We start from the raw sequence: 15,579 nt of genomic DNA, 5'->3' as shown, positions 1-15,579 counted from the left end.
TCTCCTTATTGATAGCAGCAAAACCCTATTTCTGCTCTATTTTGATGCTGATAAAACCGATAAATTTCTTGAATCTATTATACTATTCGCAATGTATTTATGCAATAAATTGAAATTTTTAGGAATACTTCGCGAGATTGAAACAGACAATAATGATAATACTATCATCATGAGGTGCTGATTTGGATAAAGAGAGGCTTTTATTTAAATTGAATTGGTTTTATAGCTTTGAGTTGAATCAGGTTGACTTATATACTTCTCAAAGCAGCTCTACAAAAGATGATTATATATCATTGGCGTTTGAACGTATCGCCTATATTGAACAGCAACATGTAGATAATATTGCCGATAACATCAAAGAGTTAGGCGGCAAACCCACCATGCTTGGAGATATGATCGCCCCTATTGTCGGTAAAACAGTCGGCAAAATCTTGGGTTTGTCCGGAATAGAAAATCTGTTAAAGATCAATATCCTACTTGAGCAAAAAGCTATGCAGGATTACAAAGACCTTATTCATGCAATCAGAGGAAGATGTGACGATAAAGTGGTAAAGATATTGCAAAGCAATCTGATAGATGAAGATTTGCATGCCGCCTGGTTTCATAACCAACTTTTAGAGTTGAAAGAATAGTTCCGGGTCTATCAAATAGTATATTTACATTTAGAAACTAGTATGCTTAACAAAAATATGAAAAATACAGAAAGATAGACAAAAATTGATGAAGAGGTATTATATCCGATAAAAGGAATGTTTAGAGAAGACCTATACTATAGACTTAACATATTAAAAATAAATCTTCCTGCGCTAAGAGAGCGGAAAGAAGATATTTTATCGCTGGTTGATTCATTCATCAAGGGACATTTACAGCAATTAGGAAAAGAAGATATACAGCTTAGTAATAAGGTGAAAGATATTTTAACGCACTACGATTGGCCCGGCAATATACGACAGTTGAAAAACATCTGCGAAAGATTGGTAGTATTAAGTCAGTTTAGTCTACTTACCGACGGTGATATTGAGAAAATCTTCATTGACTGCGGTGATGACAATAGTCATCCGCTATCCGGTACTCCTCCTGCCAATACCCAAATATCATCCACTGACAAAAATACTATGAATGGTTCTTCCTCATTTTTAAGTGAAATTAAACAGCTTGAAAGGGTACGAATAAAAGAAGCTTTGGAAAAGAATCGGTATAATAAAACAAAAGCTGCTAAGATGTTAGGAATCAACCGGACAACCTTGTGGCGGCGTATGAAAGAATTAAATATTGAGGATTTACTTACTTCATCCGGTTAACAGCCTAAAAAAATGCGACAAGAAATCACCGTCCTTGCCGCATTCTTTCTGACTTTCATTTTAAAAATTATATTACTTTTTCGGATTGTAGACCAATAATCTAAAACAGCAGTTAAAACCAATATGATATTTCCAACGGTATCATTAGTGCATTTTCCTTAAGTTAAAAAAGTGTAGAACTATCGTCAATCATTAACGCATACTGTTTGCAGTATCCTGCTCCAACGTTTTCTTAATTGCTTCAATACCTTCTTGACAAATATAATTAAATGGTGCTCTGCAAGGTCCTACCGGATATCCTAGTAAGTTTACAGCTTTTTTTACTATTGTGTTTGGATTTCCATATTTAAAATTATTTCTAATATTTCGAATACTATCTTGGATTTCCTTTGCTCTATCTACGTCTCCCATCACAAATGTCTCATATAAAGATACCATTGTTTTGGGATAGATATTGGCAATTCCCGCAATACCTCCTACTCCTCCTGCCAACAGATTCCATAAAATAAGAGAATCGTTACCTGAAAGCACATTGAAGTTCTCATTTTTGCTCAACTCAATATATTGAAGCATATTATCAAAATTACCACTGCTGTCCTTTGCACCAATAATATTATCAATCTTCGCCAACTTAGCAATGGTAGCCGGGGCAATATTGACACCGGTTCTAGCCGGAATATTATAAACGACAATGGGCAAATCCACTGCCTCTGCAACAGCTTTAAAATGTTCGTAGATTTCATCCTGCGAAGCCGCCGCAAAATACGGACATATGATAGATAATATATCAGCTCCAACTTCTTTCGCCATAAGGGACATTCTAATGGTATCTTTCGTACCGACACATCCGGTTCCAGCATAAACCGGAACTCTTCCCTTTGCTTCATCTATAGTCACTTCTAATATTTTCTGCTTTTCTTTATCACTTAGTATATAACACTCGCCATTTGTCCCAAAACAGAAAATACCATGTACTCCTGCCTCGATTTGACGGTTTACTTGATTGCGGAGCTCCTCTAAATTCAATGACTCATCTTCATTCATGGGTGTTAGAATAGGTGGTATGATTCCTTTAATCTCTATCATTTTATTTCCTCCCTCAAATTGTTTTATTATACTTTCCATCTGGGATGGTTATATGCTTCCGGGTTGGCCACATAAGGCCATTTCTCACCTTTTAAAACCGCTAAACAGCCATCCACGCACATTTGCGCCATATTCACAACAGCCTCGCGTGTCTGTGCGGCGCTGTGCGGACTAAATACAATATTCTTTGCTGTCAACAACGGATCATCCGTCTTAGGCGGTTCTGTTACGAATACATCCGTTCCTGCGCCGGCGATGACATTATTATTTAATGCTCCAACCAGATCCTTCTCATTAACAATTCCACCTCTGGAACAATTGATGATAACAGCAGTTTTTTTCATTGTTTCCAATTGCTTTTTGGCAATCATATCTTTTGTCTCTGCTGTCAGCGGCACATGGATAGACAAGAAATCACACTCCTTCATCATATCTTCATAATTTTCATAATAGGTGCATCCTAATGCTTCTACTGCCTCCTTAGTTAAGAAAGGATCGTATCCCAGTACTTTCATTCCGATACCCTTACATATTTTAGCAGTTTCTCTACCAATCGCACCCAGACCTATGAACGCTACTTTCTTTCCCAGCAGTTCAAAAGATTTTCCCGCACCTCTAACAACAGTGAAATTACCTTTTTCAGTTTCCATTTGCCCTTCGACGATATTCTTCGCAATTGCAAACATCAAGGCCACTGCATGTTCTGCGACAGAACGGTTATTTGCACCGGGAGTTATCACAATAGGGACCCCTGCAGCAGTTGCCGCGTCCACATCCACGCTATCATAACCTACACCTGTTCTTCCTATCACTTTTAATTTAGGGGAACTTTCAATTACATTTCTATCGCATTTTGCAATTCTGACAATAATTGCATCTGCATCTTTCATTTCATGCAAATAATTGTTTGGATCTCCATCGTCCGCTATGTATATAATATCCGCCTTCCCATCCAGCCTTACCATTCCTTCAGGGCATACAGCCTGGGTCATTACAAATTTCACAATACATTCCTCCTAAACGAATGATCTGCAACAACATCTTTTGCAATATTCACAAAAATTTCTTTTTCTCCGAAACCACCTGATTTTGATATTACCTGCAAGTCCTTTCCATTTAGATTTAAATTCGAAAGAACCGCCCCTTGCCCAATTTCGGAAATGGGCACCAATTCATTGCAGTGGATCAGCTTCATAAATCCCATCAAGGTATCACCGCCGGTCATAATGATGGTGTGTCTAAGACCTCCTTGTATCAACGCCTTCACAATCATTCCTAAATTATTTGCAACACGGAAGCGGAATTCTTCTTTTGAAATTTCATCTTTCTGCGCATCATCCGAAGTATTGATAACATTGCCCGAAGTAAAAGTATCTATGATGAGAGGAACGTTTTCTTCACAATATTCTCTAAGCGTACCAATGAATTTTTTCCCCTTGCCGGTTTCCAAATAATCGATTCCCAACTTCTGTTCCACGCCAAGCGTAACTCTTCTAAACCCTTGGCTCTCAGCGTACTCAATTTGTTCTTTTGTAATTGGATTTAAGCTTCCGCTGACAACCAAAAGCCCATCCGTTTTCTTTAATCCGGCCTTTTTATTTCCTTTCAATTCCAAAATCCCGGGAAGAAAAGCGGCAAACCCGGCACATCCTGCCATTATTTTTAATCTGCCCTGGTTTTTCAGCGTACTTCCGATTCGATATAAATCATGATCGTTTTCTGCGTCAAAAACCGCTATATGTTTACGATTCAAACAGGTATTACGGGAATAATCTTCTTCTATCGGAACATTTACTACACAGGCCTTGCTTTGCTCTCCAATAATTTGAGAAATGCTTGAATGCATCACCGGCTCAAAAGGATCCTGACCGAAGACACTCTCGCGAACCGGTATCCCAGCAATATAATGAATTCCCACTCTTGTAATTCGCCCAATCTTCGGAAAAGCAGGAAGAAACGCAAGATATTCTTCATCACTGGCATCCAGCAACGCCGTCAACTCGCTTCCTATGTTTCCTCTCAAAGCCGAATCCGTTTTTTTGTATATATTGCACACACCTGCCGCAAGAGCCTTTTTAGTCAATTCATAGACCCTCTTGTAAGCCTGCTCCGGTAGGAGAGGTCTTGTTTCGGTGTTTACAACCAGCACCTCAGTGTCATGGGATGCATTGGCGAAATCATATTCCAAGTCGGTAATAACTTTTGTATCAATTCCATTCTTTGCAAACTGAACACCTGTATCTAATGCTCCGGTAAAGTCATCTGCAACAATTAAAAGCTTTATCATATTTTTCACCTATTTTTTCATCATCTTATTCATAGACAGTTTTGCACCATACTCAATTGCGCTTACTAAGCTCAATTCATTGGCATCTCCTTTTCCCGCATGATCAAAAGCTGTTCCATGATCAACAGAAACCCTTACAATCGGAAGTCCCAACGTAACATTCACCCCTGCAACTGCATTCCACATCTGAAGTTCCCGATTATATACAAACCCCTGTACTTTAACAGGAATATGCCCTTGATCATGATACATCGTAACTACTACATCATACCATCCGCCAATTGCCTTGGAGAAAATAGTATCCGGGGGTATCGGACCCATCGCATCAATGTTTTCCGCTTGTGCAGCTTCAATTGCCGGAGATATTTCTTCAATTTCCTCCCATCCGAACATTCCATTTTCTCCACAGTGAGGATTCAATCCGGCAACACCTATTTTAGGCTTTTCAATCCCCAAATCCAAGCATGCCTGATACGCTAGTTTGATTACTTCCAATACTCTGTCTTTCTTTACCCTATCACATGCTTCCCGCAACGAAACATGCGTAGAAACATGTACAACTCTGAAGTCTTCATGAGCAAGCATCATACTATACTGTTTTGTCCCTGTAAATTCAGCATATATTTCGGTATGTCCCGAAAAATGATGGCCGGCCAAATTGATAGCTTCCTTACTCAAAGCATTGGTAACTGTTCCATCCACTTTTCCCGACATAGCAAGATCAATTGCTGTCTTTACATATTGAAAAGCCGCTTCCCCTCCTACGGCCGAAATTTCTCCTAATTTCAACGAATTTGTATCAACCAAATCCAAATCATATACGTCAATCATTCCATATGTGAATTTGGCTTCTTCAACAGACTTTACTGCATGAATCGTGATAGGATTATCTACCTCTACTGTTTTCAGTGCATTTTCCATCACTCTTGCATCTCCGATAATGAGCGGTCTGCAAATATCATACAATTCGTTTTTCGCTAAGGCTTTAATTGAGATTTCAGGTCCTATACTGGCTGGATCACCCATTGTAATTGCTAAAATAGGTTTTTTGCCCATAACTTCGTGTCCTCCTTCTTTCTTAACAAACCGGCATATTATAGAACTTTTTCGTAGATGCTTCTGATATCATCCAAACTGAGTTCTTTCATATTATTCGACAACAATCTCGTTACCTTGCTGCCTGCATCAACCAAAAAGTCGATATCTTCAGGCTTTACTCCAAATTCCTTCAAATCGGTAGGAATATTTGTATACTTAACAATCTCCGCTATCTCATCAATAATGTATTGTGCCTTTTCAGATATGCTGTTTCCCGATAAATCCGGCCTTATCGCGTCGCAAAGAACTGCCAACCTATTTTCACATGCATCCTTATTGAATGCCATCACATGGGCAAACAGGATTGCATTTGACACACCATGAGCAATGTGGTATTTTCCTCCCAAAGGATAGGAAAGCGCATGAACCGCAGTGGTCCCGCTTGCTGTAATGGAAATTCCGCCATAATAGGCTCCCAGCAGCATATTATTTTTTGCTTCCATGTTCTCCGGATTGGCATATGCTTCTTTGATGTTGGAAAAAATCAATTTTGCCGACGCAATTGCATAGGTATCGCTAAAAGGAGTGGCTTTCTTAGAAGTATAGCATTCCACCGCATGTGCCAGCGCATCTACTCCGGTTGCGGCAATAATTGCTTTGGGAAGCCCTTTAATCATCAGCCCGTCTAATACCACATAATCCGGTATCATGCTTTCACTGACAATACCTACTTTTACATTGTCTTCAGGCACAGCCACAATGGCATTGCAAGTTGCTTCAGAACCTGTTCCACATGTGGTAGGAATCATAATGGATTTCATTTTTTTCTGGGCCAAACCCGGATTTTTCAACAAATCCTTCACCGTATAAGGTGCATCTTTTAAAACAGCACACAACTTCGCAGCATCCATTACACTGCCGCCGCCAATAGCGATGATCAAATCACCCTGACAACTCCCAGCCTCTTCCATAACGGCTTCCACATCATGATAACTAGGCTCCGGAATCAGATTACTAAACACTTGATATGACATTTTCATCTCTTCTAGTTGTGTTAACAAAACATCCAATAAGCCGCTTGTTTTAATCCCTTCATCAGTAAAAACCATAACCTTTTGGGCTTTTTCCTTTTCTAAAATTACTTTTATATTTTCAATGCTTCCTTCTCCGCCATAAGTACATGACGGGACTTTCACCTGATAAATTCCCATATATTCTTCTCCTCATTTTCTTGTTTTTTATACTTAGCCATTTATATTAAAAATAAATTTGTCTATATGCGACTCTTCCTTCTTTCATCGTAAGAAGCGGTATAAACATTTTATTACCTATTCGCTGTCCTCCATACCTGTCATAAAATACTTTATTTGTATCCATCACATCAATAATTGCAATATCCGCTTTACTGCCAGTATCCAAAGTACCTGCTTTACCCAATATTCCCAATGATTTTGCCGGGGTATAGGTCACCGCTTTAAATATCTTATTCATTTCCATACCGGCAGCAGAGAACACACACATCGCATGAATCAATGAAAAACCCGGTCTTACATATTCACTGACTCTTACCAAATCCGAACTAATAATATCCGGATAAAAATTATCCTCAAAAGCCCTGTTCAAGTGTTCGAAAGACCAATGGACTCTGCCGTTGCAGCTGTCCATAATAATGCCCCTTTCTTGGGCTTTTTTTATACAGTCAACCACTTTTCCGTTGCTATCGAAGATTGTCTCTCCTTTTGTCTGAAAAACATGAGCTAATACATCTCCCGGTCTCAGTATATTTACCAAGGCTTCCAATCCAACATTGTCAGGCAAATCGTCATAGTGTACAATAATAGGGCAATGGAAACCAAGTTTATTAATATTGTTCGAAATCTCAATGGCTCTCAACAGCGGCGACATTCCGTAATCTCCTAAAGTCCCTTTACACATCCTGACTTTAACACCCTTTAGGATATCCGGGTATTTCCGAAACAGTTTTGCCATCAAATCTTCTCTGAAATCGGCCGGGTCATGATCTTCTTCATGCTTACACAAGCTCTTATTGCCAAAAGTAGAAACATTAAGATATGCCCGTACATCCGTTTCATAGCTTACAATATTATGCTTATAGAACAATTCAAAACCCGATGCGCCTGTAGTTCCTCCATCCACCGCAGTTGTAACACCATTGGGAATACAGACCATATCTGCATTTGCTCCAATCATTGTTCCGTATAGATTTAAATGTGCATGTTCATCGATCAGCCCAGGCAACACATATTTACCCTCTGCATCAATGATATTCTCCGACTCAACTTCCACATTTTCTTCATCGGACTTCTCCACAATAATGCCATCTCTCACATAAATATCTTTTACTTGTATTTTTCCTGAACATGAATGAAATACATTGCCGTTTCTTATAATGAAGTCATATTTCAATGTACATACCTCCTTCTTTTATTTCATTAAAGACGGCAGCCAAATAGCCAAAGCCGGAATAAACGAAACCAAAAATACAGTTGTAAAAAGTATTACAACAAAAGGAATAACATTTTTGCTTAACGTCACAATATCTTGCTTTGTTGCGGAAACAGCTGCAAATAAACAATTTCCAAATGGCGGTGTCGCTTGCCCTACCGCAAGGTTAAATACAACAATACATCCAAGATGTACAGGGTCGATCCCGTATTTCATCGCAATCGGATATATAAGCGGAGCGACAATTAGGATAATTGCACCGGAATCCATAAACATTCCAAGGAAAATCAATAAAACATTGATAAAAATTAAAAAAGTAACTTTATTAGTAATCAATGCCGCTACTGCTTCCGTAAACATACTGGGTATATTATTCACTGTCAAAACATAACCGAATAAACTTGCCGCCATAATGAGCAAAAGAATATTGGCAGTTCCTTTCACGCTCTCAAGAACAATTTGATAAAACCGTTGTATGGTTAATTCCTTATAAACTAAAAATGCAACAATAAGTCCGTATACTACCGCAACTGCAGCAGATTCTGTCGGTGTAAAGATCCCTGAATATATTCCGCCAAGTATAATTACCGGCATAAGAATAGCACCGGTGGCATCCTTGGTTGTTATCCATAGATTTTTCCAAGAAAATTCACTTGTCTTTTGAAAATTGTTCTTCTTAGCAATGATATAAGCATATATACACATAAAAACTCCCGCTAAAACACCTGGTACGATACCGGAAATCAAGAGTTTTGAAACAGATGTACCTGTTGTCGTCCCATATACGACAAATACAATGCTTGGCGGAATAACAATTCCCAGCGTTCCGCCAACAACCGGCAATGCACCCGAATATCCCTTTGGATATTTCTCCTTTACCAGTTCCGGATATAACATCGCACCTATTGCTGCAGTGGTAGCAATAGATGAGCCTGATAATGCCGCAAAAAGCATACAAGTAATAATTACGACCATCGACAAACCACCGCTCATATGTCCCATCAGCGCTTTAGAAAAATTGATCAGCCTTGATGAAATGCCTCCGTGCTGCATAATAGAACCTGCCAGCATATAAAAGAAAATTGCCATTAATGCATACTTTTCTCCGCCGGAATACATTTTTTGCGCAATCTGCATCAATGGTAAACCGTCAACAAACACCAAGGAACTTATACATGATAAAGCTAATGACCATGCAATTGGCAGCCCTATTAACAACGTACCTATAAAAACAACCAGTAATACAACAATCGGATCCATTATTCAGCTACCCCCTCTACATCACCGTTATGACCACCAACTGCCTTGATTATTTTTTTTATAATATTTGTAAGCTTTTGGATAACCATTAGAGTAAACCCTATGATCATCATGCCATAAAGATGATAATACTTTAAAGGAAGTGCCGATAGTACCTGCGGGCGCTTATATGCTTGTTGTGTAATTAAAACAGCACTAATTAAAAGCAGCATCAATACAACAAGTGCAATAATATCTACTATTAAACGCAATATATTATCTTTCTTAGCGTCTCTAAACTTGACAATCTCTATTTTTATTTCACCGTCTTCTTTCATAGCGAGATTCCCACCAATTAGGATCATCATCATAAATAACACTACACTGCTCTGCTCGGACCATGGAATACTGTATGTAAAAACATAGCGGCATAAAACCTGCACAAAATTAATGCCTACCATCGCCACAACTGCTATAATCAAAAGCCATCTCTCCAATAAAAAAGTAATACTATTCACTTTTTCCAAATAGCTGAGAAATGTTTTCACCGTTTTCCCCCCAATACTTTTATTTAATGAACATATGCAACCTACGGCTTGTAGGTTGCATATACTTACATGTTTTCTGATTATTATTTGAGAATTATTTATAACTTTTTACCTTCTTAACTAATTCCGCCAGTTGCGGATAAGCATCATACACAGAAGCAGTGCGTTTCTGTAATTCTGCTTTATCTACCGCCACAACCTTCATTCCGTGTTCTTTCTGTAAAACTTCCTTTGCTTTTTCATTTTCTGTTTCACATGCAGTGCGCTCAATTCCTGTAGCATACTCACTTGCCTTATCAATGACGTTTCTTTGCTCGTCTGTAAGTTTGTCCCACAAAGTTGGAGATACTAAGAGGCCGGCAACCTGGAATACATGCTCAGTTTCTACAATTGTATTATTTACTTCGAAGATATTTGCTTGTAAAATATTTACGTACGGATTTTCCTGACCATCTACAGTTTTTTGTTGTAAGGCTGTAAATAATTCACTGAAATCCATCGGTGTCGGGTCTACTCCCAAAGCTTTAAAAATTGCCAGATGTATTTGTGAGTTTTGCGTTCTGATCTTTTGTCCTGCGAGATCATCTATAGATTTAACATCTTTGCTTGTTGTAGCATTTCTGAAGCCTAATGTCCACCATCCCTTAGCAAGCATACTTTGGCCTTCCAATTCTTTTTCTAAAACATCCCCCACTTCACCATCTAAAGACGCGTATGCATGCTTATAATTCTCAATAATGAACGGCAAGTCATACACGGCAATAGAAGGGCTGAAATTAGCTAATACCGTAGCTGAAATAGGTGCGACATCAATGGTTCCCATCTGTATTCCCTGTGCCGTATCGGATAATGTTCCAAGCTGGCCTGACGGGAATATTCTTACCGACATACTTCCACCTGATAATTCCTCAACCTTTTCCTTAAAAGCTAGGGCTCCCTTATGGAAAATACTCTTTTCATTATCTGCATGTGCAAATTTGATTTCTATTTTCTCAGATGCATCCGTCTTCGCATTTTGGGGAGCCTTTTGTACTTCTCCCTTTTCAGCAGGTGCCGTTTGAGTATTTTCCTTTCCGGACGAGCAACCTACCATCATATATACTCCTAATATCACTGCCATTAACAACCCAAACATTTTTTTAAACATTTTAACTACCCCTCTCACTTTACTTTTTTCATTGGCTAAGCATAAAGACTTGAAGCTTTTTCTCACTTCTCCATGGAATAAATCAAGCTATTTGCAGAGTGTAAGCTACACCCGCCTCCTTTCCGTCACTTTTTTTCACATACTGTAATACATGTTGTGATACAACCGAGAATAGACGCGTTTCATATTTGATCCTATTTCGAAATTATGTATCCTGTAAAACAATTTTACTGAATATCGTTACATTATACAATGTTGTTTTTATATAATTATGTTTCAATTATAAACATAATTATAAATTTAAAATTACTTATCATACCATTATAAATCTTTGTTTCATTTATATACGCACTCCGAATGAAAATATCACTTTATTTCCTCTACCCAGACAATTCATTAAACTTCTATCGCAAAAACATTCGCCGGATTATATATCAGCATATTGTCAATAGCCGACTGCTTAACACCAACTTCTTTCAATACCGGAACAAATCTTGTCAGCAAGTACTCCAAACCGTTCGCCTTTCCCTTTTCTTCCATATAGGCAGCCAGCGCTTCCATTCGCCCGCCGTCCATTCCCAATACGATTTGCTTCTCATATCCTTGCTCTACCAACCACAAAATTGTTTCAGCAATCACTGCATCCGGGCGGTACTGAGGTTTGTTCGGCTCATCAAAACAAATGATGGCACCCGTTTCCAGCACTTGACGATAATAATATTTATCAAGATTTCTCTGCATATGACATAATACGGTTTTTTCAGGCAAACCCCCATTCTTTTTGATTTCTCCAACAATTTCCAAAGCCATGGTGCCAAAATCGGTATGCATCGAGATTGCACACCCTGTTTCTTTTTGGGTAATAGCTGCAACTTTTAAAGCCTTCTGCTCCAAATTGGTAATCAAACGATAGCTGGTTCCGGCTTTAATCAATCCGGCTTTCGCCGTTGTTCTCTCTATTACCGGACCGTTATAGCTGTGATAGTCCATTCCCTCTACAATCTCAGCAATCATCAAATCCGCAATTTTATTTACATCAACCGTAGCCAGAAAAGAAGTATTAGGACAATAATTGTTGCCTTTCTGAAAGCCCGTAGTCATCATGATATGGCCCTTACCCCGGCAAGCATTCGCTACTTCTATCATTTTAGCCACATTGCGCCCACACCCGATAGGATCCATGCACACCATCGTTTTCCCACCGGCTGCAATATATCTCTCAAACTCTTCAATTGCACTATTCACATCATCCATCAAAAATGCTTTATCCAACCCTATCTCCGGCCCGCCACTCCGAATCAAATGATCGTGCGAATCTGTAATACCAATTTCGTTATATGGAATATCTCCTAAAATAGTTCTTATTATTTTCATAACATCACCTCACTTCAAAGGTCAATATAGCAGATTAGGCAATGCCGTCGTAAGAAACGGAACATATGTCAACAACAACAACATAGCAAATAACAGTATATAAAACGGCACACTCGCACGTATAAACTCTTCTGTTTTACATTTTGTTACGCCGCACACCACAAACATCAAATTACCCATAGGCGGAGTCAAAGAACCGATTGCCATATTAAATATAAAAACCATACCAAAATGAACCGGATCTATGCCAAAAGCTACCGCTACCGGCACCAGCATAGGCGCCAACACTATCTGTGCAGCCGTTGCTTCAATAAACATCCCTACAAACAACAAGAAAAGATTTATAACCAATAAAAATACATATTTGTTTTTACATATATCTATCATTAGATTAGTCATGTTCTGAGGGACATTCTCCCATGTCAATACCCACGAAAAACAGGTTGCCGCACCTACGATAAGCAAAATAGACGCCGTAGTAGCAACAGTCTCTTTGATACACGTAACCACATGTTTCGCACTAAGCTCTTTATATATAATACCAAGAATCAAGGCATACAATATCGCAATAGCACCCGCCTCCGTAGGTGTAAAAATGCCAAATCGAATTCCTCCGATAATGATAAAAGGCAAGCAAAGCGGCAAGAATGCCGGTTTAAATGACTTCCAGAGTTCCCCCCTCGACGCCATTTTATCCGAAAGTTTCGGATAACCTCTTTTTTTAGAAACTACATTGACAATAATCATCATCAATGCACACAATATGACTGCAGGCACGACACCTGCAATAAATAGCTTACCAATAGAAGTATTGGTAATACTCCCGTAGATAATCGCCGCTATCCCCGGCGGAATTAAAGGCGTAATAATAGACGATGCTGCCGTAACCGCTGACGAAAAACCTCTGCCGTATCCGCTTCTCTCCATTTCCGGAACCAGCATTTTAGCTTCCATAGCTGCATCAGCCAACGAAGAGCCCGACATACCGCCCATCAAGGTACTAAGCGCAATATTCACTTGCGCCAAACCACCCGTCATATGTCCGGTTAATACTTTACAAAAATCAAGCATCCGCTCGGTAATTCCGCAATAATTCATCAATACACCGGAAGCTACAAAGAACGGCACCGCAAGAATGGGTATGGATTGCATGCCGCTAATCACACGCTGCGCTGCCAATGCTCCAGTAATACCGGCTTCCGGATTCACTATAAAATACCCGATACATGCGCCCAGAACCGCCGCAAATACCGGAACATTCATAAACAATAATACCAATAAAACCACAGCCGAAATTGCTATTGGCGACATCATTCTCCAACCTCCCCTTGATTTTTACCAAATATATTTTTCACAAACAAAACCGTGTATTGCACAATCATAAATAAGCACCCTATAGGTACAGCAATATCAATTACCGTATATGGAATTTTCAAATACGGCGTTACTTTTTTAGTGACCTGCATCGTAAGTTCAGCAGAACCCTTAAGAATATAAATAATAACTGCTACTGTAATAATATATATGAATATATCCAAAACCTTCCTCGCTTTAGGTCTTAATCGTTCAGCAACCAAATCAATACCCACATGATTTCCGGTCCTAAATGCTACACTACCGCCAAACAAAACACACCAGACAAAAAAAAGCAGTTGTATTTCTTCCAACCACGCAAAAGGTTTTCCAACAACCTTACGCATAAAAACTCCACCTATGGTAGTAATAACAATAATACTTAATGATGCACCTGAAATAAGCAAATCCAAATTACCTAAAACTTTTAAGAGCTTTTTCAAAAAAATCCCCCCATCACTAAAAATTGTGGGCAAGAAGCATGCTGCTCCACCCACAATTCAAAGCTAGTAAATATAGTGTTTTCACTACTTTATAATAGACTGAACCTTATCATACAAACCTTTTGTCCAGGTACCTTCCGATTCATAAGAATCATACAATCCCTTTACAGCCGCTTTGAAATCTTCCAAATCCGATAGTTCAGATACTTCTACACCCGCTGCTTTAAATTTATCTAACATCTCTGCTGTTTGCTTTTGATAGATTTCATTATTATATTTAGCAGCTTCATCTCCAGCTTCCATAATAATCTTCTGATATTCCGTCGGTAGTGAACTAAAGAATTTTTCTCCCATAACAAATGTACTAAAAGTCTTTTGATGTCCTGTAAGAGTTAAATATTGGCATGTTTCCTGAAACTTATTATCATATAGCACTGTTAAAGGATTTTCCACTCCATCTACAACCCCTTGACTCAGCGCTGTATATACTTCCGATAATGCCATCGGAGTAGATGCCGCCCCTAACAAATTGAACATTTTAACCGAAATGTCATTATTGGGAACGCGAATCTTCGCACCGGCCAAATCCGTAAGTTTTGCTACAGGCTTTTTGGTAAGCAAATGCCTATCCCCGTATATCCAGTTCTTGGTCACAATCTTAATTCCTTCTTTTTCTAAAAGGCCAGCTTGTTCCGCCCACCAATCACTTGCAGTCAACTTAAACATTTGATCCCAGTTTTCAAGAACATACGGCCCCATAACAATTCCGATATCAGGGACATAATCCATCAGATATGAGCCATCTGCAATGGTCGCTACATTCTGGCCCATTAACATCATTTCAATTAAATCTTTTTTTGCACCCAACTGCGAACTAGGGTATATTCGAATTTCCACTGCACCGTTTGTTCTTTCTTTTACCAATTCAGCCCAACGGTCACATCCTTGGTCAATGGGATCTCCATCATTATTTTCATAACTCAGCTTAATTACATATTTTTCCTTTTTACCGTCTTTACCATCACTTTTTGCAGCATCACTTTTTTCCGCCCCAGAAGGTGCATTGTTCTCAGGTGCGAGTTGATTGCTTTCTTTGTTAGACGCACAGCCTACCATTATAGTTACTCCCAATACCAATACCATCAATAGTGCCAACACTTTTTTCAACATTTTAATTTCCCCTTTCACTTCTTCATTCTCTTTTGTTCATCATCACAACTCTTCAATCTCTCCAGATTAAATACAGCCATTATGTATTTAACCAAACACAGCCCACCTCCCTCCCAGCATCCCAAAG

Annotated in this window: 15 protein-coding genes; 2 read left to right on the top strand and 13 right to left on the bottom strand. The window is 38.9% G+C overall.

All coding sequences use genetic code 11. The features are described from left to right. Window positions 1–182 precede the first annotated feature (182 nt). The gene (locus QKW49_RS19595; RefSeq protein ID WP_282864326.1) at window positions 183–632 is read left to right on the top strand and encodes a demethoxyubiquinone hydroxylase family protein; all 450 of its coding nucleotides are present in this window, start codon (window positions 183–185) and stop codon (window positions 630–632) included. A 117-nt stretch (window positions 633–749) separates the two neighbouring features. After that, a complete protein-coding gene (locus QKW49_RS19590) occupies window positions 750–1,301 on the top strand; it encodes a helix-turn-helix domain-containing protein (protein ID WP_282864325.1) in 552 nt (183 codons plus the stop codon). A 192-nt stretch (window positions 1,302–1,493) separates the two neighbouring features. On the opposite strand, the gene dapA is transcribed toward QKW49_RS19590, so the two are convergent. The 13 genes from dapA to QKW49_RS19525 all read right to left on the bottom strand — a co-directional run bounded on the left by dapA (window position 1,494) and on the right by QKW49_RS19525 (window position 15,452). Continuing rightward, window positions 1,494–2,387 (bottom strand): 4-hydroxy-tetrahydrodipicolinate synthase, encoded by an 894-nt coding sequence (gene dapA / locus QKW49_RS19585; RefSeq protein ID WP_282864324.1) that lies wholly within the window; start codon window positions 2,385–2,387, stop codon window positions 1,494–1,496. Between the two features lie 26 nt (window positions 2,388–2,413). Next, the gene (locus tag QKW49_RS19580; protein WP_282864323.1) at window positions 2,414–3,391 is read right to left on the bottom strand and encodes a hydroxyacid dehydrogenase; all 978 of its coding nucleotides are present in this window, start codon (window positions 3,389–3,391) and stop codon (window positions 2,414–2,416) included. Then, window positions 3,388–4,674, bottom strand: a complete 1,287-nt coding sequence (locus QKW49_RS19575) for a four-carbon acid sugar kinase family protein (protein ID WP_282864322.1) — start codon at window positions 4,672–4,674, stop codon at window positions 3,388–3,390. The genes QKW49_RS19580 and QKW49_RS19575 overlap by 4 nt, the downstream gene beginning before the upstream one ends. A 9-nt stretch (window positions 4,675–4,683) precedes the next feature. Further along, window positions 4,684–5,730, bottom strand: a complete 1,047-nt coding sequence (gene pdxA / locus QKW49_RS19570; protein ID WP_282864321.1) for a 4-hydroxythreonine-4-phosphate dehydrogenase PdxA — start codon at window positions 5,728–5,730, stop codon at window positions 4,684–4,686. A 38-nt stretch (window positions 5,731–5,768) separates the two neighbouring features. Continuing rightward, window positions 5,769–6,923 (bottom strand): iron-containing alcohol dehydrogenase, encoded by a 1,155-nt coding sequence (locus QKW49_RS19565; protein ID WP_282864320.1) that lies wholly within the window; start codon window positions 6,921–6,923, stop codon window positions 5,769–5,771. Between the two features lie 46 nt (window positions 6,924–6,969). Continuing rightward, window positions 6,970–8,139, bottom strand: a complete 1,170-nt coding sequence (locus QKW49_RS19560; RefSeq protein WP_282864319.1) for an amidohydrolase family protein — start codon at window positions 8,137–8,139, stop codon at window positions 6,970–6,972. 18 nt (window positions 8,140–8,157) lie between these two features. After that, window positions 8,158–9,438: a TRAP transporter large permease gene (locus QKW49_RS19555; protein WP_282864318.1), complete on the bottom strand. Its 1,281-nt coding sequence runs from the start codon at window positions 9,436–9,438 to the stop codon at window positions 8,158–8,160. Next, window positions 9,438–9,965 carry a TRAP transporter small permease subunit gene (locus tag QKW49_RS19550; protein WP_282864317.1) on the bottom strand — a complete coding sequence of 176 codons (528 nt, stop codon included), beginning with the start codon at window positions 9,963–9,965 and terminating at the stop codon, window positions 9,438–9,440. The genes QKW49_RS19555 and QKW49_RS19550 overlap by 1 nt, the downstream gene beginning before the upstream one ends. Window positions 9,966–10,059: 94 nt before the next feature. Further along, the gene (gene dctP / locus QKW49_RS19545) at window positions 10,060–11,112 is read right to left on the bottom strand and encodes a TRAP transporter substrate-binding protein DctP (protein WP_282864316.1); all 1,053 of its coding nucleotides are present in this window, start codon (window positions 11,110–11,112) and stop codon (window positions 10,060–10,062) included. Window positions 11,113–11,508: 396 nt separating this feature from the next. Further along, a complete protein-coding gene (locus QKW49_RS19540; RefSeq protein ID WP_282864315.1) occupies window positions 11,509–12,486 on the bottom strand; it encodes a hypothetical protein in 978 nt (325 codons plus the stop codon). Between the two features lie 21 nt (window positions 12,487–12,507). After that, on the bottom strand, window positions 12,508–13,800 hold the full coding sequence (locus QKW49_RS19535) for a TRAP transporter large permease (RefSeq protein ID WP_282864314.1): 1,293 nt from the start codon (window positions 13,798–13,800) through the stop codon (window positions 12,508–12,510). Further along, window positions 13,797–14,282: a TRAP transporter small permease gene (locus QKW49_RS19530; RefSeq protein WP_282864313.1), complete on the bottom strand. Its 486-nt coding sequence runs from the start codon at window positions 14,280–14,282 to the stop codon at window positions 13,797–13,799. Before QKW49_RS19530 ends, QKW49_RS19535 begins: the two co-directional genes overlap by 4 nt. Before the next feature lie 84 nt (window positions 14,283–14,366). Next, entirely contained in the window at window positions 14,367–15,452 is a 1,086-nt protein-coding gene (locus tag QKW49_RS19525; protein WP_282864312.1) for a C4-dicarboxylate TRAP transporter substrate-binding protein, read from the bottom strand. Window positions 15,453–15,579 lie beyond the last annotated feature (127 nt).

It is taken from the genome of Petroclostridium sp. X23, assembly GCF_030013905.1.
GTDB lineage: Bacteria > Bacillota > Clostridia > SK-Y3 > SK-Y3 > X23.
This window is presented reverse-complemented; position numbering and strand designations above follow the sequence as displayed.

Coding starts and splice junctions, on each gene's coding strand:
- QKW49_RS19590 (WP_282864325.1), top strand. CDS start 750: ATGTTTAGAGAAGACCTATACTATAGACTTAACATATTAAAAATAAAT.
- dapA (WP_282864324.1), bottom strand. CDS start 2,387: ATGATAGAGATTAAAGGAATCATACCACCTATTCTAACACCCATGAAT.
- QKW49_RS19575 (WP_282864322.1), bottom strand. CDS start 4,674: ATGATAAAGCTTTTAATTGTTGCAGATGACTTTACCGGAGCATTAGAT.
- pdxA (WP_282864321.1), bottom strand. CDS start 5,730: ATGGGCAAAAAACCTATTTTAGCAATTACAATGGGTGATCCAGCCAGT.
- QKW49_RS19565 (WP_282864320.1), bottom strand. CDS start 6,923: ATGGGAATTTATCAGGTGAAAGTCCCGTCATGTACTTATGGCGGAGAA.
- QKW49_RS19555 (WP_282864318.1), bottom strand. CDS start 9,438: ATGGATCCGATTGTTGTATTACTGGTTGTTTTTATAGGTACGTTGTTA.
- dctP (WP_282864316.1), bottom strand. CDS start 11,112: ATGTTTAAAAAAATGTTTGGGTTGTTAATGGCAGTGATATTAGGAGTA.
- QKW49_RS19540 (WP_282864315.1), bottom strand. CDS start 12,486: ATGAAAATAATAAGAACTATTTTAGGAGATATTCCATATAACGAAATT.
- QKW49_RS19535 (WP_282864314.1), bottom strand. CDS start 13,800: ATGATGTCGCCAATAGCAATTTCGGCTGTGGTTTTATTGGTATTATTG.
- QKW49_RS19525 (WP_282864312.1), bottom strand. CDS start 15,452: ATGTTGAAAAAAGTGTTGGCACTATTGATGGTATTGGTATTGGGAGTA.